This window comes from Devosia marina (genome assembly GCF_009758415.1).
GTDB lineage: Bacteria > Pseudomonadota > Alphaproteobacteria > Rhizobiales > Devosiaceae > Devosia > Devosia marina.
Genome location: NZ_WQRF01000001.1, coordinates 1,103,689 through 1,129,698, shown reverse-complemented (window position 1 = coordinate 1,129,698; position 26,010 = coordinate 1,103,689). Strand labels below are relative to the sequence as shown.

Genomic DNA, 26,010 nt, shown 5'->3' with positions numbered 1-26,010 from the left:
CTCGATCAGGCGCGCATGATCTGGCTCGTTGCGTTCATCTGGAAAGAAGCGATGTGTTCGCGCATCGCTTTTTCCGCAACGTCGAGATTGCCCGACTTTATGCCTTCAATGACTGCCGCATGTTGCTCGCAAACCCGAATATTGTGATCGGGTGCCTTGAGCGAGATGAACCAGAACCGCAACGCCTTGTCATGGAGACTAGAGAGCACATCTCCTAGGATACGGTTGCTGGCCGATTGCGTGATCAAGCGATGGAAATCGCGGTCGAGCGAAATGAACTCTTCGATATTGCGGTCCTTGGCCGCCTGCCAGATGGCTGCAAGATTGGCCTCCATCATGGCAATCTCGGCGCGACTTGCCCTTTCGGCCGCCCAACGGACGGCGGCCGTCTCATTGACCATACGCATCTCGACAACCTCCATGAAATCATCGAGACTGACGGGACTGACCACGATCCCCTTGCGGGGCATAACGTCGACGAGTCCATCGACAGCCAACCGGTCGATCGCCTGAATCACCGGCGTTCTCCCAATGTTGAGAGCCTCAGCCAGGTCCGTGACTGTCAAAGGCTGCCCGGGGCGCAGTTCACACGTCACTATGAGCTTGCGTATCTCATCATAAGCGGTGTCGCGGAGCGAAACCCTTTTGCCAACGGTTTTCATCAAATGTTCTCCGCGCCCATCTATACGGCCTACCCTACATCTTCGAGGATCGCGGTATCGTAGCGGAACGAGATCGTCCGGCTCAGTTTCGGATCCTCGACCTCAGCCTCAAAGGTTGTAAAGCTCCTTACGCCTCCAATTGCCGGCAGCGTGCCGCAAAACATTGCTGTGCCATCAGCGAGCGTGTCGGTGCCTGTATATCGTTTGATCAGATCGCGCGGATCAAGAAGCCCGTCCACACTCCCCTCCTGATAGAGCACGCGTTCGCCATCCTCGATCACATAGCTGCGCAATATCAATGAGTCCCAGTGGTCAGCGACTTCGCTAAACGGCCATACACGGTCCGCCACTGGCTTGTCGCACATCTGTTTCGAGACCGTCACTCCATAGGCTTCGACTTTGCGATCGGTATGATCGGAACCAAGACCGACGAAAAGGTCTCCATCAGCAGCAATCAAAACCAGCTCGGCCTCGCCGCTCGAATTCTCACCGGTCGCCTGGACGACAGGATCACTGTTCAATCGGGAGGGCGAAACCCTGTAGAACGTTGGTGTTGCTTTGGGCCGCGCGATGCCGAGCGCCTCCAGCTCGGCAATATGATGTTCCATTGCCTCGCGATTGCGACCGGCCCAGCCAGCTATGACAAGAGCGTCGATATCAAACCGTACTGCGCGCTCACCCGTTTGGCTGTCCACAGTCATATTGAGTGCCACCATTTCGGCTCCTCCTTTGGTTGTAGCGAATGGTCAGCATCACCAAAGATGCTTGACAGCAATGCATGGTAATGATCATGTGATATTTCACAAGCGTTTTATTTGACCGTAGGGAAAGGTCGACCGCTTGCAAAGGAAGGACAGGGAATGAAACACATCGTACGCACTGCTGGGACGCTGATGGCGTCTCTCGTCCTCGCAACCCAGGCCATGGCTCAGGACAAACCCGAGCAGATCGACGTGGGGGTCTTTACGTTCACCTCTGGTGCTCCAGCAGCCTATGGCCAGCCCGGCGCCCAAGGAGCCGAGCTGATGGTCGACCTGATCAACGCCGCCGGCGGCATTGATGGGGTGCCCCTCAGAGCGACGATCGTTGACGAAGCCCAAGGGGCCGAAGGGGTCATTGCCGAATATCGCCGTCTTGCTGGTGAAACCAGTTATCAGGTGATGATCGCAGCACTTTCTTCGAGCAACTGTCTTGCGTTGGCGCCCGTTGCCGAGCAAATGCAAATGCCAACGATCAGCTGGAACTGCGATACGCACCAGCTCTTTTTGAACCAACAGCTCGACTACACGTTCCGGCCCAATGGGAACACCATTCCCGAATTTGTGGCCTATGTCGCTTACCTGCTTCAGGTCAATCCCGACATCGAACGAGTCGCAATCATCAATCCTGACTATGCATTTGGCCATGACGCCGCCGAGATCGTTAAGGCGGCCTTCCGCGCCTTTAAGCCCGATGTCGAAATTGTCGCTGAGCTCTTCCCGAGCCTTGGCGCTTCGAGCTACCAGACCGAAGTATCTCGCCTATCGGCCGCTCGCCCGGACGCCATCTTTTCCAACCTCTGGGGTGCAGATCTCGAAAACTTCGTCCGTCAGGCCCAGCCGCGCGGCCTCCTCACGCAAAGCCAGACTGTCCTGGCGCTCGGCGAGACCATCCTCCAGCGTATCGATCTGCCAGACGGTGTGATCGTCGGCATGCTCGGTGACGGATATTGGCTCACACCCGACGCCCAGGCCAACGAGGATACCGTGGCCTTCGCTGAGGAATATGCGACCCGCTTTGGCGAGTATCCGGTGTTTCCCACCATGAAAATGGCCAATAGCTTCATGGTTATGAAAGCGGCCTATGAAGCCGCGATCGAGGCCAATGATGGCGAATGGCCTTCACGCGATGAGATCGCCGCAGCCCTCGGGGGCATCGAAACTGCGACGTTTACAGGCACTGCGCGTCTGCGCGAGGATAACGACGGATACGTTGATCAGGTGATTGGCGTCACTGGACCTTCGGACACCTACGACTTCTCAGTCATCACCAATATGGTGCGGTACGACGGCGAAGCCCTGATGGCACCTTTGGGAGAAGATCCGATTGCGTGGATCGAGACCCTCACACCAGAGTTCCTCGAGACGCTTCCCGAGCCTGGCTCCTATAAGTAACGGCGTGCGCGCGGAGCCTTGTCCTTTTGAGGGGACCGGCTCCGCGCCACCGGCACCCAAGCGGTGCAGACCTCACGGATGGACAAGATATGCTTGATATGGCCTTGCCGCTGATCATGGACGCACTTGCCAACGCCGCGCTTATATTTTTCGTGGCCGTCGGCCTGACTCTGGTCTTCAGCGTTCAGCGCATCCTCAATGTTGCCCATGGCAGCTTCTACTCAATTGGAGCCTATATTGCCGCCAGCATGGGCCTTTGGCTCATCAGCGCAGGCCTAAACCCTTGGCTTTCTTTCCCTGCGCTGCTTCTGAGCGCGGCGCTCGTTGCCATGGTCCTCGGTCCGCTTGTCGAACGCACGCTGATACGTTGGACATATGGCAGGCATGAAGCGATCCAGATCCTGGTGACGTTCGGTCTATTCCTGATCCTGGAAGACCTTCAGCGCCTCGTTTTTGGTGTGCGCTCGATCTATCAGGACACTCCCATGGCGCTTCTGGGGGTATCTGAGATTGGCGGAATCTTCTATCTCAATTATCAGCTGCTCCTCATCGTGCTCGCGCTGGCTGTTCTGTTCGGCATGCGGTTTCTCATCAAGCACACCCGCCTGGGCCGTTTGCTTGTCGCCGTTGTCGCCGACCGTGAAGTCTCACTCGCTATGGGTATCAACACCGACCGCGCCTTCGTGCTTGCCTTTACGCTTGGGGTGTTTCTCGCAGCGCTCGGTGGTGCCCTTGCCACGCCAACGACTGGCGTTGCCCCCGGCCTTGGTGCCGAAACCATGGTGCTGGCATTTGCAGTCGCCGCCATCGGCGGATTGGGACAAATCGAAGGGGCTGCAGTGGCGTCGATCATTGTGGCTGGCGCGAAAGTCCTCGCGGTTTATTACGCCCCCGCATTCGACACCGTTGCCCCCTTCCTGGTGATGCTCGCCGTATTGCTGGTTCGCCCTAACGGGCTATTTGGCACCGCCACGACGAGGAAGATCTGATGAAAATCCTCTATGCGCTTTTCGCCGCGGCTTTTGCCGCCCTGGCCATCGTCCCCTTCGCTGCCCCCTGGCTTCAATTCGTACTCACCATCGCCATTGCAAAGGGATTTGCGGCAGTCGGCGTGGCCCTGCTTCTGCGTGCTGGTCTGATCTCGATTGGACACGCCATGTTTTATGCGGCCGGTGCGTACACCGCAGCCTTTATCGTCCTGCGGTCGGGAATATCGGACCTGTTCGTGCTCCTTATCGCATCCACCTTGGTCACGGCCGTTATTGGCGCCCTTGTCGGGGCCTATTTGGTTCGCTATCGCGCGATCTTTTTCGCGATGCTCAATCTCGCTGTCTCGATGGTGTTCTTCGCCCTGCTCTCCAAACTCTATGGCATAACGGGCGGCACCGATGGCTTGCGCGTGCCCGTCCCAACGGTGTTGGGCATGACCCTTACCAAGGCCGGTTTCGATATCGTTTTGTTCTACGTCGCGCTGGCGCTCATGGCCATCATCGCTGGCCTAGGCGTTCAGTTCCTGAAAAGCCCTCTCGGACACGCAGTCGGCGCTATTCATACCAACGAAGTGCGTCTCGAATATCTGGGTGTGTCGGCTTGGTCTGTACTCTTGATCGCCTACACGATTTCAGCAGCGCTGGCCGGCCTTGGTGGCGCCATTGCCGCTGTCTCGATCGGCCATGTCCTACCTGATTACGCCTATTGGACCGAATCTGGCCACTTGGTCTTGACCGCTGTTCTGGGCGGGATCGGCGGCGTTGCTGGACCGTTCATCGGGTCGATCTTTCTCGAGATCGTCCACACCGTCGCAGTTGGCGTTGCCCATAACGCCTGGAACCTAATCATGGGCGCAACGCTGCTGCTGGTCATTTTCTTCCTGCCACAGGGCCTATACGGCCTGGTCACCAAGTCAGCGGATAAAACGTCTAGCGCTAAGCTCGGGGAGAACAAGTCATGAGCCAGCCCCTCCTGAAGGCAGAAAGCTTGACCATTGCATTCGCTGGCATCAAAGCGGCGGACAATGTCAGCCTGGAAATCGAAAAAGGCGAGTTTCTTGCCATCATCGGACCCAATGGTTCGGGGAAAACAACTTTCCTCAATCTGTGTACCGGCTACATTCGCCCCGTCTCGGGCGAGGTGTACCTTGAAGGTGAGCCGATCACCGGCTGGGCGCCCCGCAGGATCGCGCGGCAAGGTATTGCACGCGCGTTTCAGATTCCCCAGCTTTTCACAGACCAGACAGTACGGAGCAACCTGCTGCTGGCCATCGCCTCTCGCCAAGGTGTTTGGGATGGCCTAAAGCCATTGGCACGTCGCAGATATCAAGAAGAGGCCGATGAGCTGCTCGAACTGCTGGGACTATCGGCTCATGCCGATGCGATCGCCGGCACCCTGCCTGAGGGGCTGAGAAAGCTAGCCGACATCACTTTGGCGCTCGCACTCAAGCCACGCCTGCTGCTTCTCGACGAGCCGACAAGCGGTGTGAGCGCGTTGGAGCGGTTCTCCATCATGGAAACGCTCATGAACGCTATGCGCACCAAGGGTTTGACCGCGCTCTTTGTCGAACACGACATGGAAATCGTGGAGCGCTACGCCGACCGAGTGTTGGTGTGGAACAGCGGGTCCATTCTTGCGCAAGGCAAGCCGGCGGAGGTTCTTCAGGACCCCCGCGTCGTGGAAACTGTTGTGGGGGTTGCATGATGCTCAAGGTTGATAATCTCGAAGTCGAAATCGAAGGCGTGCAGGTACTGCGCGGCATCAGCTTCACCCTCGAATCTGGCAAGACAACGGTCCTGATCGGCAGGAATGGGGCCGGCAAAACAACCACCCTTCGCGCCATTATGGGCCTTCTACCTGTCGTTTCGGGCACTGTGTCGCTGGCGGGCGATGCTCTGCTGGACAAACCGGCTTTCGCTAGAGCTCCTCTGGGAATTGGCTATGCTCCCGAAGATCGGCGCTTGATCGCAGAGTTTTCCGTGCGTGAAAACATTCTCCTTCCTGCACTGGCGCTCAATATGGCACCCGCGGAACGCAAACGTCGTCTCGACGAGACCTACGCGCTCATACCCCAGCTAGAAACGCTCGACGCTCGGCCGGGGGGCAGCGTCTCAGGAGGTCAGGGCAAGATGGTCGCTCTTGGACGGGCCCTCATGGTCGCTGATCGCGTGCTATTGCTCGACGAGCCGTTTCAGGGACTCGCTCCAGCGCTGGCGCTTGACTATGCCAGGGCGCTCAAGCGGCTCAAGGCAGAAAAACGCGACATTGCCTATATGATCACCGAATCCAGTCCCGATCTGTTGTCATCAGTCGCCGATGAAACTCTTACCATCGAGCGGGGCATGGTATCAGGCGGAACTGTGGAAGCCATTTAGCATAGCGTTACAGAGCGACCATGCAAAGGTGAATGAAGGTTCGATGCGAGCCGGGGTGCGGCTGGTCGCTACGAGACAAATTTTGTGAATCGCCCAAGGGATCAACTGTCGTTATTGCCCCTTGCGGTCTGCATCCTTGTTGGGGGCGGGACCGCGACGGCAATATAGGTCCAAAGTCATCGAAACATCACCTATGTGCACGATGGCGGACCAGGCAGATGGTATGGCCGCGCGGAGCTCGCCGCCATTTCGCTACCGTGGTCGAAGCGAACCGGCAGCCTTCAGCAAAGCGTCTTGGCGGCCCAAATGTTGGAAGTGAGGGCGCGCTGCCAACTGGCGATAAGGGGGCCGTCATCTGCCCTGTCCGCTATTATTCGAAGATTGTAGAAAACAGACTCCCGGCGCCATTGTCCCGCCGATGAGACGATGGCGGGGAACGGACAGAGAGGGCTCTCAGGTCAGTAGCGCCTTTACCTGCTTGCCATCGCAAAACATCCGGATGCGGTCCTGAACAAGCCGAAATGCGAACTCGTCGCCGGGAATGCCCTTGAACGATTTGGTCTTGATCTTTACACATTGACCATCCGCAAGCTGTCCCGTCACGATCTGGTAAGTGTCCGTCGTCAGATCATTTGGCGCAGTTTGGGTCTTGGATTAGCGGAGTATCGGCCTCGTCTTTGGGTTGATGTTATGCGGCGAGCTTGCGGTGCTGCAAGCGCCGATGCTGGATGGTTTGTCGTTTGATCCTTTCGCGCTGTTTTATGATGGCTGCGGCCCTGCCGAAGTAGGCGTCTGCCGGGGTCACGTTGTCGAGGCTCTCATGATAGCGCCTGTGATTGTAGTGTTCGACGAAGGCGCCGATCTGGGCCTCCAGGTCGCCGGGCAGGAAGTAGTTCTCCAGCAGGATGCGGTTCTTCATGGTTTGGTGCCAGCGCTCGATCTTGCCCTGGGTCTGGGGATGCATCGGGGCGCCGCGGACGTGGCTCATGCGATTGGTCTGGATATAATCGGCCAGTTCACTGGCGATATAGCAGGGGCCATTATCGCTGAGCAGCCGGGGCTTGTGATGCACATGCACCTGGTCGCAGCCTGAGGCCGCGAGGGCCATGTCCAGCGTGTCAGTGACGTCCTCGGCCCGCATTGTGTTGCACAGCTTCCAGGCGATGATGTAGGTGCCCCAACAATGGAATGTCCAAGCCAGCTTGAACCTTTTGGTCTTCGGGATGCGTTAGGTTTGAAGTGAGTTGCCTTGGGTAACCTACAGCCCATGAGGTCATGAGGCTTTAGCCGCTGGCTTCAGGGTCATCCGCAAGTTTTAGGAGGATGTCCATGGACAAGGAAAACCAAAAAGACTCTGTCAAGCGTCCATGGCCTGCAATCTGGCGGGGTGCGAAGTGCAAATGCCCGAACTGCGGCAAAGGCTGGCTCTTTCATCACTACCTTGAGCAGCACGACAATTGTGCCGTCTGCGGTGAGCCGCTTGCCTATTATAAGGCTGGCTTGTTCCTGCCTTTCGTGGTCGTGACGTTTGTTATCCACTTGGTGGCTGGTGTAATGCTCCACATGGAACTGAGCGGGGCATCAAATCCACTCTATTACCTGTACATTCTTGTCCCTATGACCCTTGTTGGCACTATGGCAATCCTACCCTCCTCGAAAGGGGCCATAATCGGACTTATGTGGTCTAAAGGTTGGAGCGACGAACAAGACCGCTAAGCGTGTGCCAAAGCTACACGTCTGCATTCGCCCACTACTGACGTAAAGCAGACAGTCCGATAACCACCCCGTTCTCGACGTTGCCGAGACCATAGCGGACCAACCGCTTTCGGGAAATCGAAATGCATGCTCGAACGGCAGAAAGGGGGCGCGTTGCCGATCGGCGGGTGCCGACGCCATTGTCGCCGTTCGGAGCGCCGCGTTCGGCGCCCGAAACCTGCCGTTCATTCACTTCCACCCGACGGCAAAGTCGGGGACGTCTGCTGAAGAGGTCATCAGGAAAATCAAGCGGCTCCTCAAGATTGAAAAGAACCCGCCCACTGTTACCCGCGCCGAAGGTCGCCTCACGCAGCGCGGTGGCTTCTTGAAGAGTACGGCCTCGTCACCGACGACTATCACCGCACACAATGGGTGTGGTTCGCTGTGACCTTCACCGCAATCTGGCGCAATTTCTTGAGCGCTAAGTGGCGGATTGCTGGCGAGATCTCGAAGAAAAGTAGAACGGACGTTCGAGCGTGATGCCGCGAAAGTCTGGTCTGAGCCCAAAGTGACGAATGCTGCACGATGGACGAATGTCGATTACCAACCTCACTACGCCAGCGTGCGCGTCATCTCACGGATCAGATCATTTGTCTCTGGTCTCGTCGTTTGGTGCCGATATCGAAGGGCCAAAACAGTTCTTGATATTTCAAGACCATCGATGGGTTTCGACACCAGGCCCATGTCCGAAGGAATAGCGGTGGCTGGCAGGATCACCGCACCTGACCCTTGCCGAGCAAGTTCAACTAACCAATCCACGCGATTTGACCGATAGGCCGCGTAGAGTTCGTGACCATGATCCGCGCAGGTCCCATGCAAAACATCCCGCATTTCGCAATTTAGGCGGTCAAGCATGTCAGTTTTAGCAAGAGTCGAAAGAGAGATCGCACTTAGTTCAGACAACGGATGCGACTTTGACACCACGACCTTGTAGTCCTCTTCATAGAGATGGTCTATACGATAGAGGTCTTCACTGACCTTCTCTGCGGTGACTACAACGTCAAATTCACCATCTCGTAACCCGGCAAGAAGCTCGGAGGTTGACGCCACGATCAATTCTATTTCGGCTTGCGGCAATCGCGTACGAGTACGCTCCATAGCTGCCGAAATCCTGTTGTGGCCAATCGTTTCTCCGACACCGACAGAGATTGGCACCCGCTCCAAGCGCATATGACGGACCGCCTCCGCCTTCGCCTGCCTCGTCTCATCATGAGCCTTCTGCAATCTTGGCTGCATGAGTTTTCCCAGCGTCGTCAGCCTGCATCCCGCACGGTCCCTGACAAACAGGTCACCTCCAAGCTCGTCTTCAAGTTTCTTGATCGCAGTCGTCAAGGAAGGCTGGGAGACATTGGAGGCGCTGGCTGCGTGGGTGAAGTTTCGGTGCTCGCAGACAGCGAGAAAATACCTGATCTGGTTCATTTCCATCGCCGCATCCTCTGTTACATCTTCAGCCACACCATCAAACCCACTTCAATAGTCAATGTCTATCAAAGAATAGAATTTCGGAATTGGCTTCGGGCGCATTCGGCATGGGACAAAAGTGCATCGAAACCAAACACGATGCACTTCAAATCAGGGGACGACCATGAAAACGCAAATCCTTCAGACAGTCGCCGCACTGGCTCTGATCACAACCCCTGCAACTGCACAGGACAACCCAATGGAAAATCACACTGCCAGCTACATCGCCATGCCCGCCGCCGAAGGCCAGACCGGAGCTTTCGCGGAGTTTCTGGCTGGTGCCGCACCTATCGTGCGGGACACAGAGCCGGGCACCGTCCTTTGGTTTGCTCTGCAAGCCGATGACACGCTCGCAATCTTTGACATCTTCGCAGACGAAGAAGCACGCGACGCTCACTTCTCAGGAGCGGTTGCGGCGGCTTTGAACCAAAACGCCGACGCGCTGATCGACGGCGGATGGGACGACGGTGTTGTCGCGAATATCAACAACTCCGATGTCCTGTCGGTCAAGGCGCCGGTTGATCTCTCCACGGCAACGACCGCAACTTACATCAAGCTCGAAGCTGCTCCAGGTAAAGGCCCCGAATTGGCAGCCTTGCTGACCGCCGCCGGCCCCATCGTCGCAGAAACTGAACCCAAGACATTGTTCTGGGCGGCGCTGCAGATTGACGAGACCAACTTCGCCATCTTCGACATCTTTGCCGACAACTCTGGCCGCGAAGCGCACTTTGCCGGACAAGTCGCCGGACTCCTGAATGAAAAGGCTTCAGAATTGATCTCAGGTGGATGGGACGACGGTGTGGTGGCAAACGTCCACAATTTCGAAATCCTCGCTACCAAGTAAGCTCGAGGTGACTTGAGAAAGAAGTGCCCGGTGCAACCCATCGGGCGCTTTGCTGTTTGAATTTAGATTCGCGCCAAAGCGGCCAGAACTGGCAAGCGAAGCTCGCACTCGCCACCGGCTTGGAAAGGGCGGCTATCGGCGGGAACATGTCCGCGCCTTCGCCCAACACGCCGAGATCGCGGACGACGCAATCTACATCAAGGTCAGCAAAAAACACCCTATTGAGGACGCTGGTAGCCAACAAAGGAGGGAAGTCAGCTGGAATCGGCGTTCCCGGTTTTTACCAAAGTGGCAGAGGGGATGGGCCTGTCGTCGAACCTTCTCCACCTTAAGTTATTGATTTCTTTGAGACGACGGGGCGCCCTCAATCATCGGTCAATGCATCGATGTGCCATGACGGCGTTTGGTTCAATCTGCGCTTGACCTTCCAGTGACGGGAAGGAGCACATTGATCCTTATGGCCCGTGCATCGGCCTTCACGCGGCACAGACCGCGAAAGGAGAACACCATGTCCACTGTCAATCCTCACTCCGGCCACGTCCACTCAGACGCCGAAATGCCGAAGGTCCACGAAGTGCCTGCGACCGAACCGACGGCCATCGACCCGGTGTGTGGCATGACGGTGAGCCTGAAGCCGGACACCCGGACGGAGAGCTACGGTGGCGAGAACTTCCACTTCTGCTCGGGCAAGTGCCAGACGAAGTTCCAAGCGGATCCCTGGTTCTATGCCTCCGGCCGCGCCGCGGGGCGGAAGAAGGCGGCCCCGGCTAACGTCCAGTACACCTGCCCGATGCACCCCGAGATTGTTCGCGATGGACCGGGTAGTTGCCCGATATGCGGCATGGCTTTGGAGCCGATGGTTCCCTCGGACGAGCCCAGCGAGGAGCTGACCGACTTCACGCGGCGGATGTGGATTTCGGCGGCGGCGGCGGTGCCGCTCATTGTGCTGACGATGGGCGAGCTTGTCGCCCTGCCGGTGCGCGACTGGGTCGGGCATCAGACGGCGAGCTATCTGGAGTTCGTGCTGGCGACGCCAATCATCCTCTGGGCCGCGCTGCCGTTCTTCCGCCGCGGCTGGGACTCGATCTTGAACCGATCGCCGAACATGTGGACGCTAATCAGCCTCGGCGTTGGAGCGGCCTATCTCTATTCGCTGGTGGCCACGTTCCTCCCGGGCGTGTTTCCAGACCAGTACCGCATGGGCCACGGCGTCGGGACATACTATGAAGCGGCCGTCGTTATCGTGGCTCTGGTCTTCGTCGGCCAGGTTCTCGAATTGCGGGCGCGCGAGCGCACCGGGGACGCGATCCGCGCGCTGCTTGATCTCGCACCCAAGACCGCGCGGCGCATCCTGCCGGACGGCACCGAATACGACGCGCCGCTGGAGAACATCATGGAGGGCGACCGGCTGCGGGTGCGCCCCGGCGATGCGGTCCCGGTGGACGGGACGGTGATCGAGGGGCGCTCGTCTCTTGATGAAAGCATGCTGACCGGCGAGTCGATGCCCGTGGAAAAAGGCCCTGGTGATGCCGTGACCGGGGCCACGATCAACAAGAACGGCAGCCTCGTGATCGAGGCAGGCAAGGTCGGCGCCGATACCGTGCTGGCTCAGATCGTGGCCATGGTCTCGAACGCCCGCCGGTCGCGCGCGCCTATCCAAGGACTGGCCGACAGGGTTTCCGCGGTATTCGTGCCGACGGTGGTGGTCATCGCCATTGTCGCCTTTATCGTCTGGCTGACTGTGGGGCCCGAGCCCGCGATGGTGTTCGCCATCGCCTCGGCGGTGTCGGTGCTCATCATCGCCTGTCCCTGCGCGCTGGGGCTGGCTACGCCGATTTCCATCACCACGGCGGCGGGACGCGGCGCGCAGGCGGGCGTGCTGATCAAGGATGCCGAGGCGCTGGAGCGCATGGCGGCGGTCGACACGCTGATCGTGGATAAGACCGGCACCCTGACCATGGGCAAGCCGAAGCTGACGGATACCGTGGTGTTGGGGGATATCGCCGAGGCCAACCTGCTATCGCTTGCGGCCGCGCTCGAGCGCGGCTCGGAACACCCACTCGCCGAGGCAATCGTCGAGGGAGCTGAGGCCCATGGGGCGCCGCGTCAGGAGGCCGTGGATTTCGAGGCGGTCACTGGCAAGGGCGTGCGCGGCACGGTCGGCGGGCGTGAAGTGGCGCTCGGCAATGCGGCAATGATGCGCGAGATGGGGCTGGACACCGGTCTGGCCGAAGCGAAGGCCGACGGCCTCCGCGCCGAAGGCAAGACAGCGATGTTCATCGCGTCGGGCGGCGCGCTCGTCGGCATCGTGGCGGTGGCTGATCCGATCAAGGACAGCACCGCGCAGGCGATCCGGGAACTGCACGCGCAAGGGCTGCGGGTCATCATGGCGACCGGCGACAACGAACGCACGGCGCAGGCGGTCGCCAGCAAGCTCGGCATCGACGAGGTCCGCGCCGGCGTGCTGCCCGAGGCCAAGAAGGATCTGATCGACCAGCTGCGCCGGGATGGGCACAAGATCGCCATGGCGGGCGACGGGGTGAACGACGCGCCTGCTCTGGCTGCAGCCGATGTCGGCATCGCCATGGGAACCGGCGCGGATGTGGCCATGGAAAGCGCGGGCATCACCCTCCTGGGCGGTGACCTGATGGGGATCGTGCGCGCACGCAAGCTGGCCCGCGCCACGCTTCACAACATCAAGCAGAACCTGTTCTTCGCTTTCGCCTACAATGCTCTGGGCGTGCCGGTCGCGGCGGGACTGCTCTATCCCCTTACGGGAATGTTGCTGTCGCCGATGATCGCAGCAGCGGCGATGAGCCTGTCATCCGTCTCCGTCATCACGAACGCGCTGCGACTGCGGCGGATCGAGTTGTGGGGGAATGACAATGTCCGAAGACCCGAACCGGTGGGAAGACGTCTATCGGAACAAGGAAGAGGCCGAGACGAGCTGGCATGAGGCACGGCCGAAGGTGTTGCTCGACCTCATCGCGGAGACTGGCGTGAGGACGGACGCCGCCATCGTCGATGTGGGCGGGGGTTCCTCACGTCTGGTGGACTGCCTCCTGGAACAGGGATTTCGCCGCATCACCGTGCTCGACCTCTCGGAAACTGCTTTAGCGAAGGCTCGGGCGCGACTTCCCAAGGACGTGCCGGTCGAATGGGTGGTGGGCAACGTGCTGCACTCGAAGCCCTCCGGTCGCTTCGACATCTGGCACGACCGCGCCGCCTTCCACTTCCTGACCGACGCCGCCGATCAGGAGTCATATCTGCGGGTCATGGATCGTGCCCTGGTCCCCGGCGGTCATGCTATTATCGGAACCTTCGCGCTGGACGGTCCGTCTACCTGCAGCGGACTGCCAGTCGCCCGCTACGACGCCGCACGGTTGTCCGAGCGGCTCGGCGATGGGTACCGGCTGATTCGAACCCTCAACCATGAACACCCAATCCCTTGGGACAGCGTGCAGCGGTTCCACTTCGGTCTCTTCCGAAAGGTCTGACGCAGACCGAAATGGGATCAATCGGCGGCGGCCGCATTCGATCTCTGCACTTGCAGGTCCCGAATGTGTTCCGGCCAGGTCGACTTGATGTAGTCGAGGATCGCCTCGATCTCCGGTTCATCCAGAACCGAGCCGAAGCCCGGCATTCCCGAGTTGAAGGTCACTCCCATGTCGTCGAGCACCGCCTGACCGCCGCGTGTGATGTAGTCGATCAGCATCGCATCGTCATGGTGCCAGGTGTGACCGGACTCGTCATGGGGAGGCGCCGGGTAGACACCGTCGGCGTCGGGGCTGCGCCAGTCCGGCTGTCCCTCAAGATTGATGCCATGGCATGCCGCGCAGTGCTCGACGTAGAGCGCACGGCCAGTGTCCGCATCCGCCGGGGCGGCGTGCAGAAACGCCGCGGCAGGGAGCGGAAGCAGACCGATCAGGAGGACTGCTGGAGCGAAAAGCCGCACAGACGACGTTCCTATGCTGAACATCGGCCCGGATCCATCGAAAGAAGATGTATTTGACCAGCGCGGCGATGACGAGCACCACCAGCACGGCGAGCACAAGGCCCCAGAGCCCCATCCCCACATCATGCCGTCGCCCATCATCGTTCCGCCCTCCATCGGGTCCTAGTGATCGCGCGTCTTCCCCGACAGCCCGTCGATGATCGGGCAGTCCGGGCGGGCGTCGCCGTGGCAATTCTCGACAAGATGCCCGAGCATCTCCCGCAACCCGGTCAGTTCCGCGATCTTGCGGTCGATCTCGCCAAGCTTCTCGGTGGCGATCGCCTTCACATCCGCGCTGGCGCGGTCGCGGTCGGTATAGAGGGAGAGCAGCTGCCGACATTCCTCGACCGAAAACCCGAGGCTGCGGGACCGCTGGACGAAACGCAGCCGGTGGACGTCCTCGCTGGAATAGTCGCGGTACCCGTTGGCGGCCCGGTCGGCGGTCAGCAGACCGATGTCCTCGTAGTAGCGGATCGTCTTGGGCGGCAGGCCCGATTGCCTGGCGGCTGTCCCGATGTTCATGGCGGCGTCTCCGAAGCTGCGTCGCCAATATGGGATTCCAGCCACTGGAAGCTCAAGAAATTTCGAAGCGACAAACGGAAGTTGCCGCGCGGCTGAACCGCGCGGCCATCCGGGCCTCAGTCGGCGTTCTCAGCCAGCCAAGTGGTCATCCGCTCGATCTCGGGGCCCTGCGCCGCGATGATCTCCTCGGCAAGCGCGCGCATCTGCGGATCGTCGCCGTGCTCGAGCAAAACCTCAGCCATGTCGATGGCGCCCTGATGGTGGGCGATCATTCCACAGGCGAAGGCCACGTCGGCATCCTCCATCATCATGCCTTCGTGCATGGCCGGCATGGTGATCATCATCTTGCGCATGTTCTCTTGGACATGCTCGGGCATGGATTCGAGGTCCATGCCTCCCATGCCCATCATCTCCATCATGCCCGCGTTCATGCCGCCGCCCTGATTACCGTGCATGCCGCCATGTCCCATGGCCGAGTGATCCATGCCACCCGCGGCGGCAGCTGTCGTGCACTGCTCGGGGAGCTGGAATTCCGCGTCCTGCGCCATGACGGGCGCTGAGAACGCGGTAGCGGCGATAGCCGCGGCGAGGATCGTCTTTGCGATAGTCATCTTGAGTTCTCCTGAATGTATGATTTGTCGAGCGATCAGAGCCACAGACGTCGCGGAGGGGGGAGGATCACCCCAGGATCGCTTCCCAAGCCCGGCACCGGCGTCGCAGCCGTCGTCTCGTCGCTGGCCGAAACGGTGGTAATTTCATGCGCACCGACTGAAATCCCCGGACAGCAATGAGCCATCATGCAACAGGCTGCTGCCGCAGCAGCACAGTCGGCTTCCATCTGAACGGTGAGAAAGCCGTGCTGGCCGCTCGGTTTGCCATGAGCGTGTTGAGTATGGGCTTCCGCTTGCACTGCGTGATCATAGGGTGATGGGGAGCCAAAGTTGGCAGGCGGCCAGATGAAGGCGAATGCCAGCGCCAGTAACGCTGCAATTGCCATGTTCCAAATCCGCGCTGATTTTTTCATCAATGGTTATCCACCAGGGAAGACGCTGCCTCAGCAGTTACAACCCGCCTCAGGCAAGCGCGTTCTTCTTGCCGCTTCTTGTGACTATTGGCCGAGCATCATGCCGCAGGGCGAGGCGAGAACCCGGCGTCCACGAGCACGGACGCAACGGCGGATCGATCGACTCCCGACTCCACGGTCACCCGCTTATGGGGCAAATCGATGTCGACCTTTGCCTGCGGGTCGACCGAATGGATCGCCTTTGTAACGCTTCTGGCGCAGCCGCCGCACGTCATGTTGTCGATCTGGAACTGCATAAGAGTCTCTCCGAGCATCTGGTTAGCCCTGAAGATGGGGCTTCCAGCTAGTGGAAGGTCAAGAGCAGCCCGGGCGCGATCGATGCGTTTCGGCTCAACCTTCCGTGTACGGGTGACGATTGCGTCTCTGTGGGATGAGGCGTGTGAGTAAGCCATCAAAGAAGAATGCGGGGTGCGGACGGTTTGAAGACCATGCTGCTTGCAGCGATGGCCTTGCGTGAAGAAAAGGATCGACGATGCGATTGATTGTTTCTCGCCGGGGTTTCGTAATTGGCGCGTGCGCTGTTTCGGTGACGGCCGCGGTGCCTGCCGGGGCCGAGGCCAGTCCTGGTCTTCACGTCCTCAGGGATCCCAACTGCGGATGCTGCTCGGCCTGGGTCGACATTCTTGCATCCGAGGGATTTGATGTGACGGTCGAGGAGAGCGGAGGAGCGGCGCTCGCGCAGTACAAGCTCGACAACGGTATCCCGCAGGCCATGGGTTCGTGCCACACCGGCAAGATTGCGGGATATATGATCGAAGGACACGTTCCGCCTGCCGACATCCGCCGACTGCTGGACGAGCGTCCGGACGCCATCGGAATTGGCGTGCCCGGCATGCCCTACGGGTCACCGGGCATGGGGCCGGAGAGCGAACGTGAGGCCTTTGAGGTTTTCCTCATAGGGCGCGACGGATCGACTTCAGTCTATACCAGCTACGCAGCAGCGTGACCTGAGTGCAGACCTGTCGGTCACCGCGCCGGATCAACCGGCCAAAGCTGCTGGCAGCGCGGGCCCTACCGGAACGATCCCGGTCGGGTTGAGAGCCTTGATCGAGTAGTAGCCGCGCTTGATGTGGTCGATGCTGACTGTCTCGCACACCCCCGGCAGCGCGAGGATGCGCGCCTGGTAGGCGCTGAGGGCGGGAGAGTCGGCGATGCGGCGCAGGTTGCACTTGAAGAGGCCGTGATAGGCCACATCGAAGCGCACCAGTGTCACGAACAGCCGCACATCCGCTTCGGTGAAGCGGTCGCCCAGCAGGAAGTCGCGGCCATCGCCGAGGCGTCCTTCGAGTTCATCGAGCATGGCGAAGACGTCTTGGAACGCTTCTTCGTAGGCGATCTGCGTGGTGGCGAAGCCCGCGCGATAGACGCCGTTGTTGAGAGCCGGGTAGATTCGGGCGTTGATCGCGTCGATCTCCTCGCGGAGGTCGGCCGGATAGAGGTCGAAGGTGGTGTCCGCGAAGTCGCCGAACCCGGAGTTCAGCATCCGCAGGATGTCGGCGGATTCGTTGTTCACGATGGTGCCGCGCTGCTTGTCCCACAGCACCGGCACCGTCGCCCGACCCGAAATGGCGGGGTCGGCGCGAGTGTAGATCTCGTGCAGGAAATTGGCGCCGTTCAGCGTGTCGAGGTCGGCCCCGCCAGTGTCGCCGAAGCGCCAGCCCTGGTCGGAGAGTTCGGGCTCGACGACGGAGACCGAGATCGCGTCCTCCAGTCCCTTCAGCTTGCGACCGATCAGCGTGCGCGACGCCCATGGGCAGATCAGCGCGACGTAGAGATGGTAGCGGCCGGGCTCGGCCTTGAAGCCGCCTTCGCCGGTCGGCCCGGCGCTGCCGTCAGGGGTGATCCAGTTGCGGAAACTGGAGGTCTGGCGAACAAAGCCGCCCTTCTCGTCCTTGGCCTGGACGGGCTGCCAGTTCGCAACCCATTTCCCGTTCATCAGCATGGTCGTCTCCTCAAGTCGTCAGGGTTATGGCGGTGCCCCAGGGATCGTGTAGGGTCAGGCCGTCGGTGGTTTTGATGCTTTCCATGCCGGCGCCTTCGACGCGTGCGGTGATGGCTGCGAGGTCCGCTGCACTGCGGACGACGATTTCCACGGCATCCAGACCCGCCATGCCCTGCGGGCGCACCCCCGCACGGCGGCTGTTCCAGACGTTGCCGGCAAGCTGGTGGTGATAACCACCACTGCCGTAGAAGCTGGCGCCGGGATAGCGCGCCGCGATATCGAGGCCGAGCAGGTCGCGGTAGAAGCGATCGGCTTCTGCAGTATCCCCCACCTGCAGGTGGACATGGCCGACGCTGCCGCCCTCGGGGAAGCCCGTCCATGCGGTGCCCCCGGCGCTTTGGAGCAGGTCCTGCAGATCGAGCGGATCGGTGCTCATCCGGATCTCGCCGCTCTCTCCGTGCCAGTCCGAGACCGGACGGTCGGCATAAACCTCGATGCCGTTGCCCTCGGGATCGGCGAGATAGAGCGCCTCGCTGACGATGTGGTCCGACGCGCCTTGAAGCGGCACGCGCGCTTCCGCGACGTGGGCGACCCAGCGGGCCAGGTCAGCTCTGGTCGGCATCAGGAAGGCGGTGTGAAAGAGGCCGGCCTGCCGCGGGTCGAGGGGAGCCAGCGCGGAGTCGCCTACGAGTTCGAGCAACGGCGTCGTGCCGGTACCGAGCGTCACCCGCCGGTCGCCGGTCTCGATGGGGCTGAGCCCGAGGACGGTCTGGTAGAAGGCAGAGACCGCACCGAGGTCACGCACCTTGAGCCGGACCGCCCCGATCCGCATCGGCGCTGCAGTCATATCGAAGAAGTCGGTTGCGATGGTCATGGTGGGTTTCCTTTGAGAACGAGTGCGGCCGCGGGAGGCCCCCCGCGGCCGGCAAGGGAGGTCAAGCGCGGCTGCGCTTCAGGGCGAAAGCGCCGTCGCCGAGCAGGGCCTGGACAACCAGCGTCACCGCCCAGAATGCCGGGAATTCCCAGCCGCCGCCTTCGTTCGAGAAGAAGAAGCCGGCCGCGCCATGGGGCACGTAGATCGATCCGAGCAGGATCGGCACCAGCGCCAGCGACACCCAGCGGCTGTAGACGCCGAGGATTAGCGCGATGCCGCCGAGGAGCTCGGCCGCGATGACGAGGTAGGCGAGCGGCCCGGGCAGCCCGAGGCTGGCGAAGTAGCCCGCCGTGCCGGCCGGGGTGAAGACGAAAAGCTTCAAGCCGGCATGAGCGAGGAAGAGGACGCCCATCGAAACCCGCAGGATGGTCGCGGCGAGATCGGCGTTGGTGACCCCGTCGACAAGCGACGGACGGGCGGAGGCGGAAGCGGTGGCGTAGGTCATGGTCATGTTCCTTGATTTCGAGGGAGCTCAGGCAGCGCGCTGCCAGGTAGGGGCAATGTCGGTGCCATGGCCGAGGCCGTAGCCGAGCGTGATGTTCAGCGCGGCGGCGGGCTCGAGGTAGCGGGCGGTGGCGAGGGGCCCGGTCTCCAGCGTCTCGAAGCCGGCGCTCCGGGCCAGTTCGGCGACCGCGGCGCGGGCGGCCTCGTCGTCTCCCGCAATGAAGACCGTTGCGGGACGGCCGGCGGCCTGACCGTTGTTCTGCAGCACCTGCGCGAAGATCGTGTTGAAGGCCTTGACGACCTTCGCCTGCGGCGCGCGCTTCTGGATTTCCTCGGCGGCGCTGGTCGTGTGACCGATGCTGAGGCCCGAGAAGTCCGCCTTCATCGGGTTGGTGATGTCGATGACGATCTTGCCTGCGAAGCCGCCGGCCGCCTCGATGACGTTGCCCGCGGCATCGAAGGGCACCGCCAGGACGACGATGTCCGCCGATTGCGCAGCAGAAGCGAGGGATGCGGACGACACGCCGTTACCCACTTCCCGGGCGGCAGCGTCGGCTTTGGCTTCGTCGCGGCTGGCGAGCGTGACGGGATGGCCGGCATTCGCGAAGCGGGTGGCAAGACCCTTCGCCATGTTGCCGGCGCCAATGATCGAGATGCTCATGTTCGTTCTCCTTCTGACATCCGGCGTTCGGCTGAGCGCCAGTTCGTTCGTCATGCGGAAAACATAGACTCTGCCGAGAAAGACGATAATCCGACCCTTGGGAAGATGATTGCTTCCCGAAGAAGGGTAATAACCTACCAGCCTTGCTCCCAATGCGGCGTCTGCCTGTACCGCTCGGAGAGGAAGTCGACGAGCAGGCGCACCTTGGCCGCGAGATGGCGGCTATGCGGATAAAGGACGTGTACGTCGTAGGGATCGGATTCGAACGACGGCAGCAGTCTGATCAGCCTGCCCGAGCGCAGTGCTTCCCCCGCCACGAATGCGGGCACGCAGGCGAGCCCGAGTCCAAGTTCTGCGGCTTGGACGCAGGCCTCAGCGTTCGAATAGCGGATGCGGCCATCGACGCTCGCCATCTCGACCTCGCCAGTCTCGCCCTTGAACGGCCACCGGGTTGGCTCGCGGAAGTTGGTGTCGATGATGCAGGCGTGTTCGGCAAGGTCCGAAGGCGACTTGGGCGCATTGTGCTGTTCGAGATAAGAGCGTGCACCGACGACGACGATGCGGACGGCGCAGAGCCTGCGGATGATCAGGCTGGAATCGCCGGGACGCCCGACGCGAACCGCAAGGTCGAAACCTTCATCGACGACGTTGACGACCCGGTCCGAAAAGCTGACGTCGAGTTCGATGTCCGGGTAGAGCCCGGCGAACGCGTTCAGTGCGGGAGCCAGTTCGAGAGTGCCGAATGTCAGGGGCGCCGTGAGCCGCAGCCGTCCGCGCGGGGACTGCGAGATATTTCGGATGTCGAGATCGAGGGTGTCGAGCTCATCGACAAGCGGCTTCAGGCGATCGTAATAGGCACGACCAGCCTCGGTCGGCACGACGGATCGCGTCGTCCGGTTGAGCAGCCGCACGCCCAGATCGGTCTCCAGACGCGAGATCAGCTTGGACGCCTGTCCGGACCGCGTGCCCAGCTTCTCTGCGGCCGCCGTGAAGCTGCCTGTCTCGATCACGGCGAGAAACATGCGGTCGCAGTCGAGGCGGTCCATTTCTTCCCATGCGGTGCAATGATGGTTAGTTGCTGGCCATTCTAGCCAAATTGACAATCAAAGGCCATTGGCTGGCGGGCGGAAGATCATCGCCCCCGGCACGCGCGCGCCTGATCCCGCATGACGCTGTAATCGGCGAGCATAGCGGCGATAGCGGACCTGTCCGGGAGCAGCACGATTTCCTCCGCTGCGCGGGCCTGGACCTCTTGGTCGTGCTCAACGACGGGTGGGCATACGGCGCCGCTCAGCAGATCAGAACCGCCCCTCGCGCAGCCGCTCAGCAAGCTCGTTGCGATCGCGAGGACGGCGAGCCGCCGCATCCAGCATCCGGCGTTGGACGTCATTGGCCTTCTCCGTGGTTTCAAGGCGTTCGGCGAGGCGGCCCGCTCGTTCCCCTGTGCGCCGAAGCGAAAGCAGGAACAGGAGCACTGCCAGCGCGATGGCTCCGTAGCGCAGCGCCGCCCGCATGCACGGGCTCGTGGCGATCCCGCCGAGCAAGGTGCCGATCACCGCCGCCCCCGTCGCCAGTCATCAAGGCGGGCGTAGATCGTGACTGCGATGCCGCCGAGGGCGACCGCGATGAACACCCAGCGCAGGGTATCGAGATACGGGACCAGCGGCAGGACGGCGCTTTGCGTCTCCGCCAGCACCTGCTGGGCCACTTCCACCCCGACCGTGCCGAGCGTCGCGACACCCGCCGCCCCGCCGCCCTTCATCGTACGGCTGTCGGCCAGCACCTCCCGCGCGGGCGGCGTCTCAGCTGCAAATGCGGTCGCCCGTACCGGGAACCGCTCGCCCCACTGCCGCGCGGGGCCGAGGTCGACATGCATGAAGCCCGAGCGCGGGTAGAAACCGAAGCCGAGGAACCCGACCTCGCGCGCGGCGGCCTCGAACGCCACGGGGTCGTGGTTCGCCATGGCGATGTCGAAAGCGGCGCCGTCGAGGTGCTTGGAGCGGGTGGCGCCCCCGACGGCACGGTTGTGCTCTGGGCTCCGGTAGGCCGAGCGGACGATCAGCGGCTTGCCCAGCCGGTCGCGCAGCGCCTGCAGCTTGTCGAGCGCAGGCTCGTTGATCAGCAGCCTGCCGGTGCCTCGGCAGGCGATCTCGGCCGGGCTGAAATTCGGCCAGTGCCAGGTGCTCTCCGGTACATCACGCCAATGGCGGTGGAAGGTCGTGGTCATGGGGTCCTCCAGAAACGAAAAACCCGCCTCGAGGGCGGGTCATTGCGGGCTGATGAATGGGGATGGGGCGCGACTACGGGCTGCCGCCGAAGATCTTCAGCTTGATGGCGATGCCCGCGAGCAGCGCCAGCATGACGCCGGTGGTGATCATGCGGACGGCGGTCTGCATGGCGGTGCGGCGCACCAGCCGGATGCAGTCGACGAGCGAGCGGAGATCGCGGATGGCGGTGCACATTCGGCCGACGACGCCGTCGCGCGCCGCCTGCCAGTCGAAGGTGGCCTGAACTCCTGCGGACCGGAAATCTCGATGCGCGGGCGCGGCAGGTAGACCGCGTGCACAATGAAGGTGAAGCTCTCGCTCGAGGGCAGGACGTAGGCAAATTCCATCTCGCAGGCCTCGCCGTTGATGGCCTGCGTCACCAGCGTCTGGTCGGCGAGGCGGTCCACAAGGGCGACAGCTATCCCGGCGAGCACGACGCCATCATCGATCCCGAGATTTGGGACCGCGTCCACGCCATCCTGCAGGAGAGCCCACGCAAGCGCGCGGCCCGCACCCGCGCCGACACGCCCGCGCTGCTGAAGGGGCTGCTGTTCGGGCCCGATGGCGCCGCGTTCTCACCGACGCATACTCGGAAGGGGGATCGTCTCTACCGCTACTATGTCAGTCAGACCGTGCTGAAGCATGGTGCTGGTTCGTGTCCGGTCGGCCGCGTGCCTGCGGGGGAGATCGAGGGCGCCGTCATAGACCAGCTCCGCGCCGTGTTCCGCCAGCCGGAGATCGTGGCGGGGACGTGGAAGGCAGCGCGTGCCTATGCCGAGGACATCTCCGAGGCCGACGCACGCGCGGCCTTGCAACAGCTCGACCCGCTGTGGGACGAACTCTTCCCCGCCGAGCAGGCGCGCATAGTCACGTTGCTGGTCGAGCGCGTCGATATCGGCACGAACGGGCTCAACTTCCGGCTCCGGATGGACGGCCTCGGAGGGCTCGCGCGCGAGATGCTATCTGGCAGCATCGGAGCAGCGGCATGACCCGCGCGACGGCGGTCCCCGACACGGTCACAATCCACGTGCCATTCCGCATCGTGAAGCGCGGCGGGCGGAAAGAGATGCAGCGGCCATCAGGCAACCACGCGCGCGGGAAGCCAGACGATACACTCATCAAGGCGCTTGCGCGCGCGTTTCGCTGGAAGAGGATGCTCGACAACGGTGACTTTGCCACGGTAGCCGACCTCGCCGCACAGGAAGGCATCGCTGTCTCCTACCTCACGCGTGTGCTTCGGCTGACGCAGCTTGCGCCCGACCTCGTCGAGGCGATACTCGACGCACGGCATCCCCCGGGCCTGACGCTTCAGTCGCTGCGAGTGCAGATCCCCGATGAATGGTCGAGGCAGCGCGAGACCTTGCTGCCAGGGACGGAATAAGGCTTGCGGCATCAGTCGGCCACGCTGTAGCTTCTCCGAGCCGTTGTCAGGCGAAAGAGCTGCCAAACCAAAGAATTGCGCGTTGATCTGAGCCGAGTTCTTTGACAAGCCGTTTGCTGCGCGATGGCATGTCGAAACCGGGCGAAGTAGATTGCGCATGAACGAAGCCGATACCTGCAGGAAGTTCGTCGTCCCGAAGCTGCAGGAAGCAGGCTGGGATGACCGCCCGCACGCAATAAACGAGCAGAGAACCTTTACTGACGGCCGAGTTGTATTTGTTGGCGGCAAAGCTCGCCGTGGCAAGCAGAAGCGCTCAGACTATCTGCTGCGGTATAATCAGGACTTCCCGATCGCCGTCGTTGAGGCCAAATCCCGCTACCGGCACGCCGCGGAGGGACTCCAACAAGCCAAGGAATATGCAGAAATCCTTGGTCTTCAATTCGCGTATTCGACCAACGGGATCGAGATCGTCGAGTTCGACTACACGACCGGCATCGAGCGAACGATTTCGGATTTCCCGGCGCCTGATGACCTTTGGGCCCGGCTGCGCCGCGCCGAGGGCATTGTCGACGACCAAGTGGCCGAACGGCTGCTGACACCCACCTTTCCAGACCGAGCCAAACCCCTTCGCTACTATCAGGAAATCGCGGTGAACCGCGCGGTCCAAGCGGCCCTTCAGGGCAGGAAGCGGGCACTGCTCACCCTGTGCACCGGAGCGGGCAAGACTGCCGTCGCCTTCCAGATCTGCTGGAAGCTATGGTCAGCACGCTGGAATTCCAAAGGGGTGAACCGGAACCCGAAGATCCTGTTTCTCGCCGATCGCAACGTCCTCGTCGACGATCCGATGGCAAAGGATTTCAGCCCGTTTGGCGACGCCCGTCACAAGATAGCTGGCGGCGTGGCGGTCAAGAGCCGCGACATGTATTTCGCGATCTACCAGTCCATCGCGCGTGACGAGAACCGTCCCGGCCTCTACCGAGAGTATGCGCGCGACTTCTTCGATCTCATCATCATTGACGAATGCCATCGCGGCAGTGCGCGCGACGACAGCAACTGGCGGGAAATTCTCGAGTGGTTCGAGCCCGCAACCCAGATCGGGATGACAGCGACGCCGCGGCGAGAGGACAACGTCGACACCTACAACTATTTCGGCGATCCGCTCTATGAGTACAGCCTCGCGCAGGGCATCGCTGACGGCTTCCTGGCCCCGTATCGCGTCCATCGCGTCATATCGGACTACGACGCTGCCGGCTGGCGTCCAACGCGGGGTGAACTTGATCGCTATGGTCGCGAGATCCCCGACGCCGAATACTCGACGCGGGACTTCGAGCGGGTCGTGGCGCTGCGTGCACGAACGCAGGCCATTGCGAGACATCTGGCGGGCTTTATGGCCGAGACCGACCGCTTCGCCAAGACCATCGTCTTCTGCGTCGACCAGGAACACGCGCTCGAGATGCGGCAGGCGCTCGCCGCCCTGAACACCGATCTCGTGAAGGACCATCCCGACTACGTCTGCCGTGTGACGTCCGACGAAGGCGATGTGGGAAGCGCGCACAGGGCGAAGTTTCAGGATGTCGAGACCAAGACGCCGGTCATTCTCACCACGTCGCAGCTTCTCACGACCGGAGTGGACGCCCCGACCTGCAAGAATGTCGTGCTCGCGCGGGTCGTGGGCTCGATGCCCGAGTTCAAGCAGATCATCGGACGGGGCACCCGCCTCAGGCCCGACTACGGCAAGCTCGCCTTCAACATCATCGACTACACCGGAACCGCGACGCGCATGTTCGCCGATCCCGCCTTTGACGGCGATCCCGTCCGCGAGGACGAAGCGGTCATCAATGCCGACGGCGACATCGTGGAAGAGCGCGAGATCGAAGACGTGGCGCCGGATCCGGACGATCTTCCTGAAGGGCCCGATATCCCGGATGGACCCGTCGAGTTGGGGGACGAGGGCGAGAACGGGCCCCGCAAGTTCTATGTCGACGGCGGCGAGGTAGCGATTGTCCGGCACCTCGTGTACGAACTCGATTCCGATGGGCGGCAGCTCGCCTGCCGCCAGCTTACCGATTACACCGGCGACAAGGTTCGCACGCTCTATCCCAATGCGTCGGAACTGCGCACGGACTGGCTTGACCCCGAACGCCGGGCGGAAATCGTCGAGCGTCTCGAGGAGAAGGGCATCGACCTAGACTCCTTGGCTGATGCAGTCGGAAAGCCGGAGGCCGATCCGTTCGATCTCCTTTGCCATCTGGCATATAACGCGCCGCTGCGAACCCGGCGCGAGCGCGCTGACCGTCTGCTGAGAGAGCAGGACGAGTTTCTGGACCGCTTCGGGCCGGATGCCCGCGAGGTCTTGGATGCCGTGCTTGAAAAGTATGCCGAACATGGCAGTGCCCAGTTCAAGCTACCCGACATCCTCGAAGTGCCCCCGTTCAACGAGTGGGGCAACGTCATCGAAATCGCCGCCCGCTTCGGCGGGGGCAAGGAGCTGCGCAGCGCCGTCACCGAGCTGCAGCGTCTGCTCTACACCGCTTGAATTGA

At 61.6% G+C, this 26,010-nt stretch carries 30 protein-coding genes; 13 read left to right on the top strand and 17 right to left on the bottom strand.

Annotation, left to right across the window (positions count from 1 at the left end):
• Window positions 1-5 precede the first annotated feature (5 nt).
• Window positions 6-662: a GntR family transcriptional regulator gene (locus GO014_RS05390; RefSeq protein ID WP_157289380.1), complete on the bottom strand. Its 657-nt coding sequence runs from the start codon at window positions 660-662 to the stop codon at window positions 6-8.
• Between the two features lie 29 nt (window positions 663-691).
• Complete coding sequence (locus GO014_RS05385; protein ID WP_157289379.1) at window positions 692-1,378, bottom strand: DUF2848 domain-containing protein; 687 nt, start codon at window positions 1,376-1,378, stop codon at window positions 692-694.
• A gap of 144 nt (window positions 1,379-1,522) precedes the next feature.
• Here GO014_RS05385 and GO014_RS05380 point away from each other — a divergent pair, with 144 nt between their 5' ends.
• From GO014_RS05380 to GO014_RS05360, 5 genes are all read left to right on the top strand, one after another.
• Window positions 1,523-2,815 carry an ABC transporter substrate-binding protein gene (locus tag GO014_RS05380; RefSeq protein WP_157289378.1) on the top strand — a complete coding sequence of 431 codons (1,293 nt, stop codon included), beginning with the start codon at window positions 1,523-1,525 and terminating at the stop codon, window positions 2,813-2,815.
• An 89-nt stretch (window positions 2,816-2,904) separates the two neighbouring features.
• Complete coding sequence (locus tag GO014_RS05375) at window positions 2,905-3,804, top strand: branched-chain amino acid ABC transporter permease (RefSeq protein ID WP_157289377.1); 900 nt, start codon at window positions 2,905-2,907, stop codon at window positions 3,802-3,804.
• Window positions 3,804-4,766: a branched-chain amino acid ABC transporter permease gene (locus GO014_RS05370; protein WP_157289376.1), complete on the top strand. Its 963-nt coding sequence runs from the start codon at window positions 3,804-3,806 to the stop codon at window positions 4,764-4,766. The genes GO014_RS05375 and GO014_RS05370 overlap by 1 nt, the downstream gene beginning before the upstream one ends.
• Window positions 4,763-5,509 carry an ABC transporter ATP-binding protein gene (locus GO014_RS05365; RefSeq protein ID WP_157289375.1) on the top strand — a complete coding sequence of 249 codons (747 nt, stop codon included), beginning with the start codon at window positions 4,763-4,765 and terminating at the stop codon, window positions 5,507-5,509. Before GO014_RS05370 ends, GO014_RS05365 begins: the two co-directional genes overlap by 4 nt.
• Complete coding sequence (locus GO014_RS05360; protein WP_090597428.1) at window positions 5,509-6,180, top strand: ABC transporter ATP-binding protein; 672 nt, start codon at window positions 5,509-5,511, stop codon at window positions 6,178-6,180. Before GO014_RS05365 ends, GO014_RS05360 begins: the two co-directional genes overlap by 1 nt.
• A gap of 688 nt (window positions 6,181-6,868) precedes the next feature.
• On the opposite strand, the gene GO014_RS05355 is transcribed toward GO014_RS05360, so the two are convergent.
• Window positions 6,869-7,405, bottom strand: a complete 537-nt coding sequence (locus GO014_RS05355; RefSeq protein WP_343030844.1) for an integrase core domain-containing protein — start codon at window positions 7,403-7,405, stop codon at window positions 6,869-6,871.
• A gap of 104 nt (window positions 7,406-7,509) precedes the next feature.
• On the opposite strand from GO014_RS05355, the gene GO014_RS05350 reads away from it, so the two are divergent.
• Window positions 7,510-7,896, top strand: a complete 387-nt coding sequence (locus GO014_RS05350; RefSeq protein WP_157289374.1) for a DUF983 domain-containing protein — start codon at window positions 7,510-7,512, stop codon at window positions 7,894-7,896.
• Between the two features lie 591 nt (window positions 7,897-8,487).
• On the opposite strand, the gene GO014_RS05340 is transcribed toward GO014_RS05350, so the two are convergent.
• A complete protein-coding gene (locus tag GO014_RS05340; protein WP_343030784.1) occupies window positions 8,488-9,390 on the bottom strand; it encodes a LysR family transcriptional regulator in 903 nt (300 codons plus the stop codon).
• Between the two features lie 130 nt (window positions 9,391-9,520).
• Between GO014_RS05340 and GO014_RS05335 the strand changes: the two genes are divergently transcribed.
• The 3 genes from GO014_RS05335 (at window position 9,521) to GO014_RS05325 (ending at window position 13,737) form a co-directional block, all read left to right on the top strand.
• Window positions 9,521-10,240: a hypothetical protein gene (locus tag GO014_RS05335; RefSeq protein WP_157289373.1), complete on the top strand. Its 720-nt coding sequence runs from the start codon at window positions 9,521-9,523 to the stop codon at window positions 10,238-10,240.
• A 556-nt stretch (window positions 10,241-10,796) separates the two neighbouring features.
• Window positions 10,797-13,196 (top strand): heavy metal translocating P-type ATPase, encoded by a 2,400-nt coding sequence (locus GO014_RS05330; protein ID WP_210252426.1) that lies wholly within the window; start codon window positions 10,797-10,799, stop codon window positions 13,194-13,196.
• Complete coding sequence (locus tag GO014_RS05325; RefSeq protein WP_343030783.1) at window positions 13,126-13,737, top strand: class I SAM-dependent methyltransferase; 612 nt, start codon at window positions 13,126-13,128, stop codon at window positions 13,735-13,737. The genes GO014_RS05330 and GO014_RS05325 overlap by 71 nt, the downstream gene beginning before the upstream one ends.
• Window positions 13,738-13,754: 17 nt before the next feature.
• On the opposite strand, the gene GO014_RS05320 is transcribed toward GO014_RS05325, so the two are convergent.
• The 5 genes from GO014_RS05320 to GO014_RS05300 all read right to left on the bottom strand — a co-directional run bounded on the left by GO014_RS05320 (window position 13,755) and on the right by GO014_RS05300 (window position 16,076).
• Window positions 13,755-14,195, bottom strand: a complete 441-nt coding sequence (locus tag GO014_RS05320; protein ID WP_343030782.1) for a c-type cytochrome — start codon at window positions 14,193-14,195, stop codon at window positions 13,755-13,757.
• A 162-nt stretch (window positions 14,196-14,357) separates the two neighbouring features.
• A complete protein-coding gene (gene cueR, locus GO014_RS05315) occupies window positions 14,358-14,756 on the bottom strand; it encodes a Cu(I)-responsive transcriptional regulator (RefSeq protein ID WP_157289370.1) in 399 nt (132 codons plus the stop codon).
• 116 nt (window positions 14,757-14,872) lie between these two features.
• A complete protein-coding gene (gene copM / locus GO014_RS05310) occupies window positions 14,873-15,367 on the bottom strand; it encodes a CopM family metallochaperone (RefSeq protein WP_157289369.1) in 495 nt (164 codons plus the stop codon).
• A gap of 35 nt (window positions 15,368-15,402) precedes the next feature.
• Window positions 15,403-15,780 carry a hypothetical protein gene (locus GO014_RS05305; protein ID WP_157289368.1) on the bottom strand — a complete coding sequence of 126 codons (378 nt, stop codon included), beginning with the start codon at window positions 15,778-15,780 and terminating at the stop codon, window positions 15,403-15,405.
• 98 nt (window positions 15,781-15,878) lie between these two features.
• Window positions 15,879-16,076 carry a heavy-metal-associated domain-containing protein gene (locus GO014_RS05300; protein ID WP_157289367.1) on the bottom strand — a complete coding sequence of 66 codons (198 nt, stop codon included), beginning with the start codon at window positions 16,074-16,076 and terminating at the stop codon, window positions 15,879-15,881.
• Window positions 16,077-16,312: 236 nt separating this feature from the next.
• On the opposite strand from GO014_RS05300, the gene GO014_RS05295 reads away from it, so the two are divergent.
• A complete protein-coding gene (locus GO014_RS05295) occupies window positions 16,313-16,786 on the top strand; it encodes a DUF411 domain-containing protein (RefSeq protein WP_157289366.1) in 474 nt (157 codons plus the stop codon).
• Window positions 16,787-16,819: 33 nt separating this feature from the next.
• Here the strand turns inward: GO014_RS05295 and GO014_RS05290 are convergent, their stop codons facing one another.
• The 8 genes from GO014_RS05290 to GO014_RS18930 form a co-directional block, all read right to left on the bottom strand.
• Window positions 16,820-17,782, bottom strand: a complete 963-nt coding sequence (locus GO014_RS05290; protein WP_157289365.1) for a glutathione S-transferase family protein — start codon at window positions 17,780-17,782, stop codon at window positions 16,820-16,822.
• A gap of 10 nt (window positions 17,783-17,792) precedes the next feature.
• Window positions 17,793-18,656 carry a VOC family protein gene (locus GO014_RS05285; RefSeq protein ID WP_157289364.1) on the bottom strand — a complete coding sequence of 288 codons (864 nt, stop codon included), beginning with the start codon at window positions 18,654-18,656 and terminating at the stop codon, window positions 17,793-17,795.
• A gap of 61 nt (window positions 18,657-18,717) precedes the next feature.
• Window positions 18,718-19,161, bottom strand: a complete 444-nt coding sequence (locus GO014_RS05280; RefSeq protein WP_179952920.1) for a DoxX family protein — start codon at window positions 19,159-19,161, stop codon at window positions 18,718-18,720.
• A gap of 27 nt (window positions 19,162-19,188) precedes the next feature.
• Complete coding sequence (locus GO014_RS05275) at window positions 19,189-19,875, bottom strand: NADPH-dependent F420 reductase (RefSeq protein ID WP_157289362.1); 687 nt, start codon at window positions 19,873-19,875, stop codon at window positions 19,189-19,191.
• 80 nt (window positions 19,876-19,955) lie between these two features.
• A complete protein-coding gene (locus GO014_RS05270) occupies window positions 19,956-20,867 on the bottom strand; it encodes a LysR family transcriptional regulator (RefSeq protein ID WP_157289361.1) in 912 nt (303 codons plus the stop codon).
• A gap of 252 nt (window positions 20,868-21,119) precedes the next feature.
• Complete coding sequence (locus GO014_RS05265; protein ID WP_343030780.1) at window positions 21,120-21,377, bottom strand: hypothetical protein; 258 nt, start codon at window positions 21,375-21,377, stop codon at window positions 21,120-21,122.
• Window positions 21,374-22,048, bottom strand: coding sequence for a YcbK family protein (locus GO014_RS05260; protein ID WP_157289360.1), 675 nt, complete (start codon window positions 22,046-22,048; stop codon window positions 21,374-21,376). Before GO014_RS05260 ends, GO014_RS05265 begins: the two co-directional genes overlap by 4 nt.
• A 73-nt stretch (window positions 22,049-22,121) precedes the next feature.
• The gene (locus tag GO014_RS18930) at window positions 22,122-22,283 is read right to left on the bottom strand and encodes a DUF6127 family protein (protein WP_179952890.1); all 162 of its coding nucleotides are present in this window, start codon (window positions 22,281-22,283) and stop codon (window positions 22,122-22,124) included.
• A 98-nt stretch (window positions 22,284-22,381) separates the two neighbouring features.
• Here GO014_RS18930 and GO014_RS05250 point away from each other — a divergent pair, with 98 nt between their 5' ends.
• The 3 genes from GO014_RS05250 (at window position 22,382) to hsdR (ending at window position 26,005) form a co-directional block, all read left to right on the top strand.
• Window positions 22,382-23,077, top strand: coding sequence for a recombinase zinc ribbon domain-containing protein (locus tag GO014_RS05250; protein WP_210252410.1), 696 nt, complete (start codon window positions 22,382-22,384; stop codon window positions 23,075-23,077).
• The gene (locus tag GO014_RS05245; RefSeq protein ID WP_157289359.1) at window positions 23,074-23,469 is read left to right on the top strand and encodes a hypothetical protein; all 396 of its coding nucleotides are present in this window, start codon (window positions 23,074-23,076) and stop codon (window positions 23,467-23,469) included. Before GO014_RS05250 ends, GO014_RS05245 begins: the two co-directional genes overlap by 4 nt.
• A 157-nt stretch (window positions 23,470-23,626) precedes the next feature.
• Complete coding sequence (hsdR, locus tag GO014_RS05240) at window positions 23,627-26,005, top strand: EcoAI/FtnUII family type I restriction enzme subunit R (RefSeq protein WP_179952919.1); 2,379 nt, start codon at window positions 23,627-23,629, stop codon at window positions 26,003-26,005.
• Window positions 26,006-26,010: the final 5 nt, after the last annotated feature.

Excerpts from the sequence above, each read along its gene's own strand:
- GO014_RS05380 (WP_157289378.1), top strand. The coding sequence starts at position 1,523 with ATGAAACACATCGTACGCACTGCTGGGACGCTGATGGCGTCTCTCGTC.
- GO014_RS05360 (WP_090597428.1), top strand. The coding sequence starts at position 5,509 with ATGCTCAAGGTTGATAATCTCGAAGTCGAAATCGAAGGCGTGCAGGTA.
- GO014_RS05260 (WP_157289360.1), bottom strand. The coding sequence starts at position 22,048 with ATGACCACGACCTTCCACCGCCATTGGCGTGATGTACCGGAGAGCACC.
- GO014_RS05305 (WP_157289368.1), bottom strand. The coding sequence starts at position 15,780 with ATGAAAAAATCAGCGCGGATTTGGAACATGGCAATTGCAGCGTTACTG.
- GO014_RS05365 (WP_157289375.1), top strand. The coding sequence starts at position 4,763 with ATGAGCCAGCCCCTCCTGAAGGCAGAAAGCTTGACCATTGCATTCGCT.
- GO014_RS05300 (WP_157289367.1), bottom strand. The coding sequence starts at position 16,076 with ATGCAGTTCCAGATCGACAACATGACGTGCGGCGGCTGCGCCAGAAGC.
- GO014_RS05285 (WP_157289364.1), bottom strand. The coding sequence starts at position 18,656 with ATGACCATCGCAACCGACTTCTTCGATATGACTGCAGCGCCGATGCGG.
- GO014_RS05375 (WP_157289377.1), top strand. The coding sequence starts at position 2,905 with ATGCTTGATATGGCCTTGCCGCTGATCATGGACGCACTTGCCAACGCC.
- GO014_RS05350 (WP_157289374.1), top strand. The coding sequence starts at position 7,510 with ATGGACAAGGAAAACCAAAAAGACTCTGTCAAGCGTCCATGGCCTGCA.
- GO014_RS05270 (WP_157289361.1), bottom strand. The coding sequence starts at position 20,867 with ATGGACCGCCTCGACTGCGACCGCATGTTTCTCGCCGTGATCGAGACA.
- GO014_RS05390 (WP_157289380.1), bottom strand. The coding sequence starts at position 662 with ATGAAAACCGTTGGCAAAAGGGTTTCGCTCCGCGACACCGCTTATGAT.
- GO014_RS05275 (WP_157289362.1), bottom strand. The coding sequence starts at position 19,875 with ATGACGAACGAACTGGCGCTCAGCCGAACGCCGGATGTCAGAAGGAGA.
- GO014_RS05330 (WP_210252426.1), top strand. The coding sequence starts at position 10,797 with ATGCCGAAGGTCCACGAAGTGCCTGCGACCGAACCGACGGCCATCGAC.
- copM (WP_157289369.1), bottom strand. The coding sequence starts at position 15,367 with ATGACTATCGCAAAGACGATCCTCGCCGCGGCTATCGCCGCTACCGCG.
- GO014_RS05370 (WP_157289376.1), top strand. The coding sequence starts at position 3,804 with ATGAAAATCCTCTATGCGCTTTTCGCCGCGGCTTTTGCCGCCCTGGCC.
- hsdR (WP_179952919.1), top strand. The coding sequence starts at position 23,627 with ATGAACGAAGCCGATACCTGCAGGAAGTTCGTCGTCCCGAAGCTGCAG.
- GO014_RS05325 (WP_343030783.1), top strand. The coding sequence starts at position 13,126 with ATGTCCGAAGACCCGAACCGGTGGGAAGACGTCTATCGGAACAAGGAA.
- GO014_RS05280 (WP_179952920.1), bottom strand. The coding sequence starts at position 19,161 with ATGACCTACGCCACCGCTTCCGCCTCCGCCCGTCCGTCGCTTGTCGAC.
- GO014_RS05335 (WP_157289373.1), top strand. The coding sequence starts at position 9,521 with ATGAAAACGCAAATCCTTCAGACAGTCGCCGCACTGGCTCTGATCACA.
- GO014_RS05295 (WP_157289366.1), top strand. The coding sequence starts at position 16,313 with ATGCGATTGATTGTTTCTCGCCGGGGTTTCGTAATTGGCGCGTGCGCT.
- GO014_RS05290 (WP_157289365.1), bottom strand. The coding sequence starts at position 17,782 with ATGCTGATGAACGGGAAATGGGTTGCGAACTGGCAGCCCGTCCAGGCC.
- GO014_RS05385 (WP_157289379.1), bottom strand. The coding sequence starts at position 1,378 with ATGGTGGCACTCAATATGACTGTGGACAGCCAAACGGGTGAGCGCGCA.
- GO014_RS05245 (WP_157289359.1), top strand. The coding sequence starts at position 23,074 with ATGACCCGCGCGACGGCGGTCCCCGACACGGTCACAATCCACGTGCCA.
- GO014_RS18930 (WP_179952890.1), bottom strand. The coding sequence starts at position 22,283 with ATGTGCACCGCCATCCGCGATCTCCGCTCGCTCGTCGACTGCATCCGG.
- cueR (WP_157289370.1), bottom strand. The coding sequence starts at position 14,756 with ATGAACATCGGGACAGCCGCCAGGCAATCGGGCCTGCCGCCCAAGACG.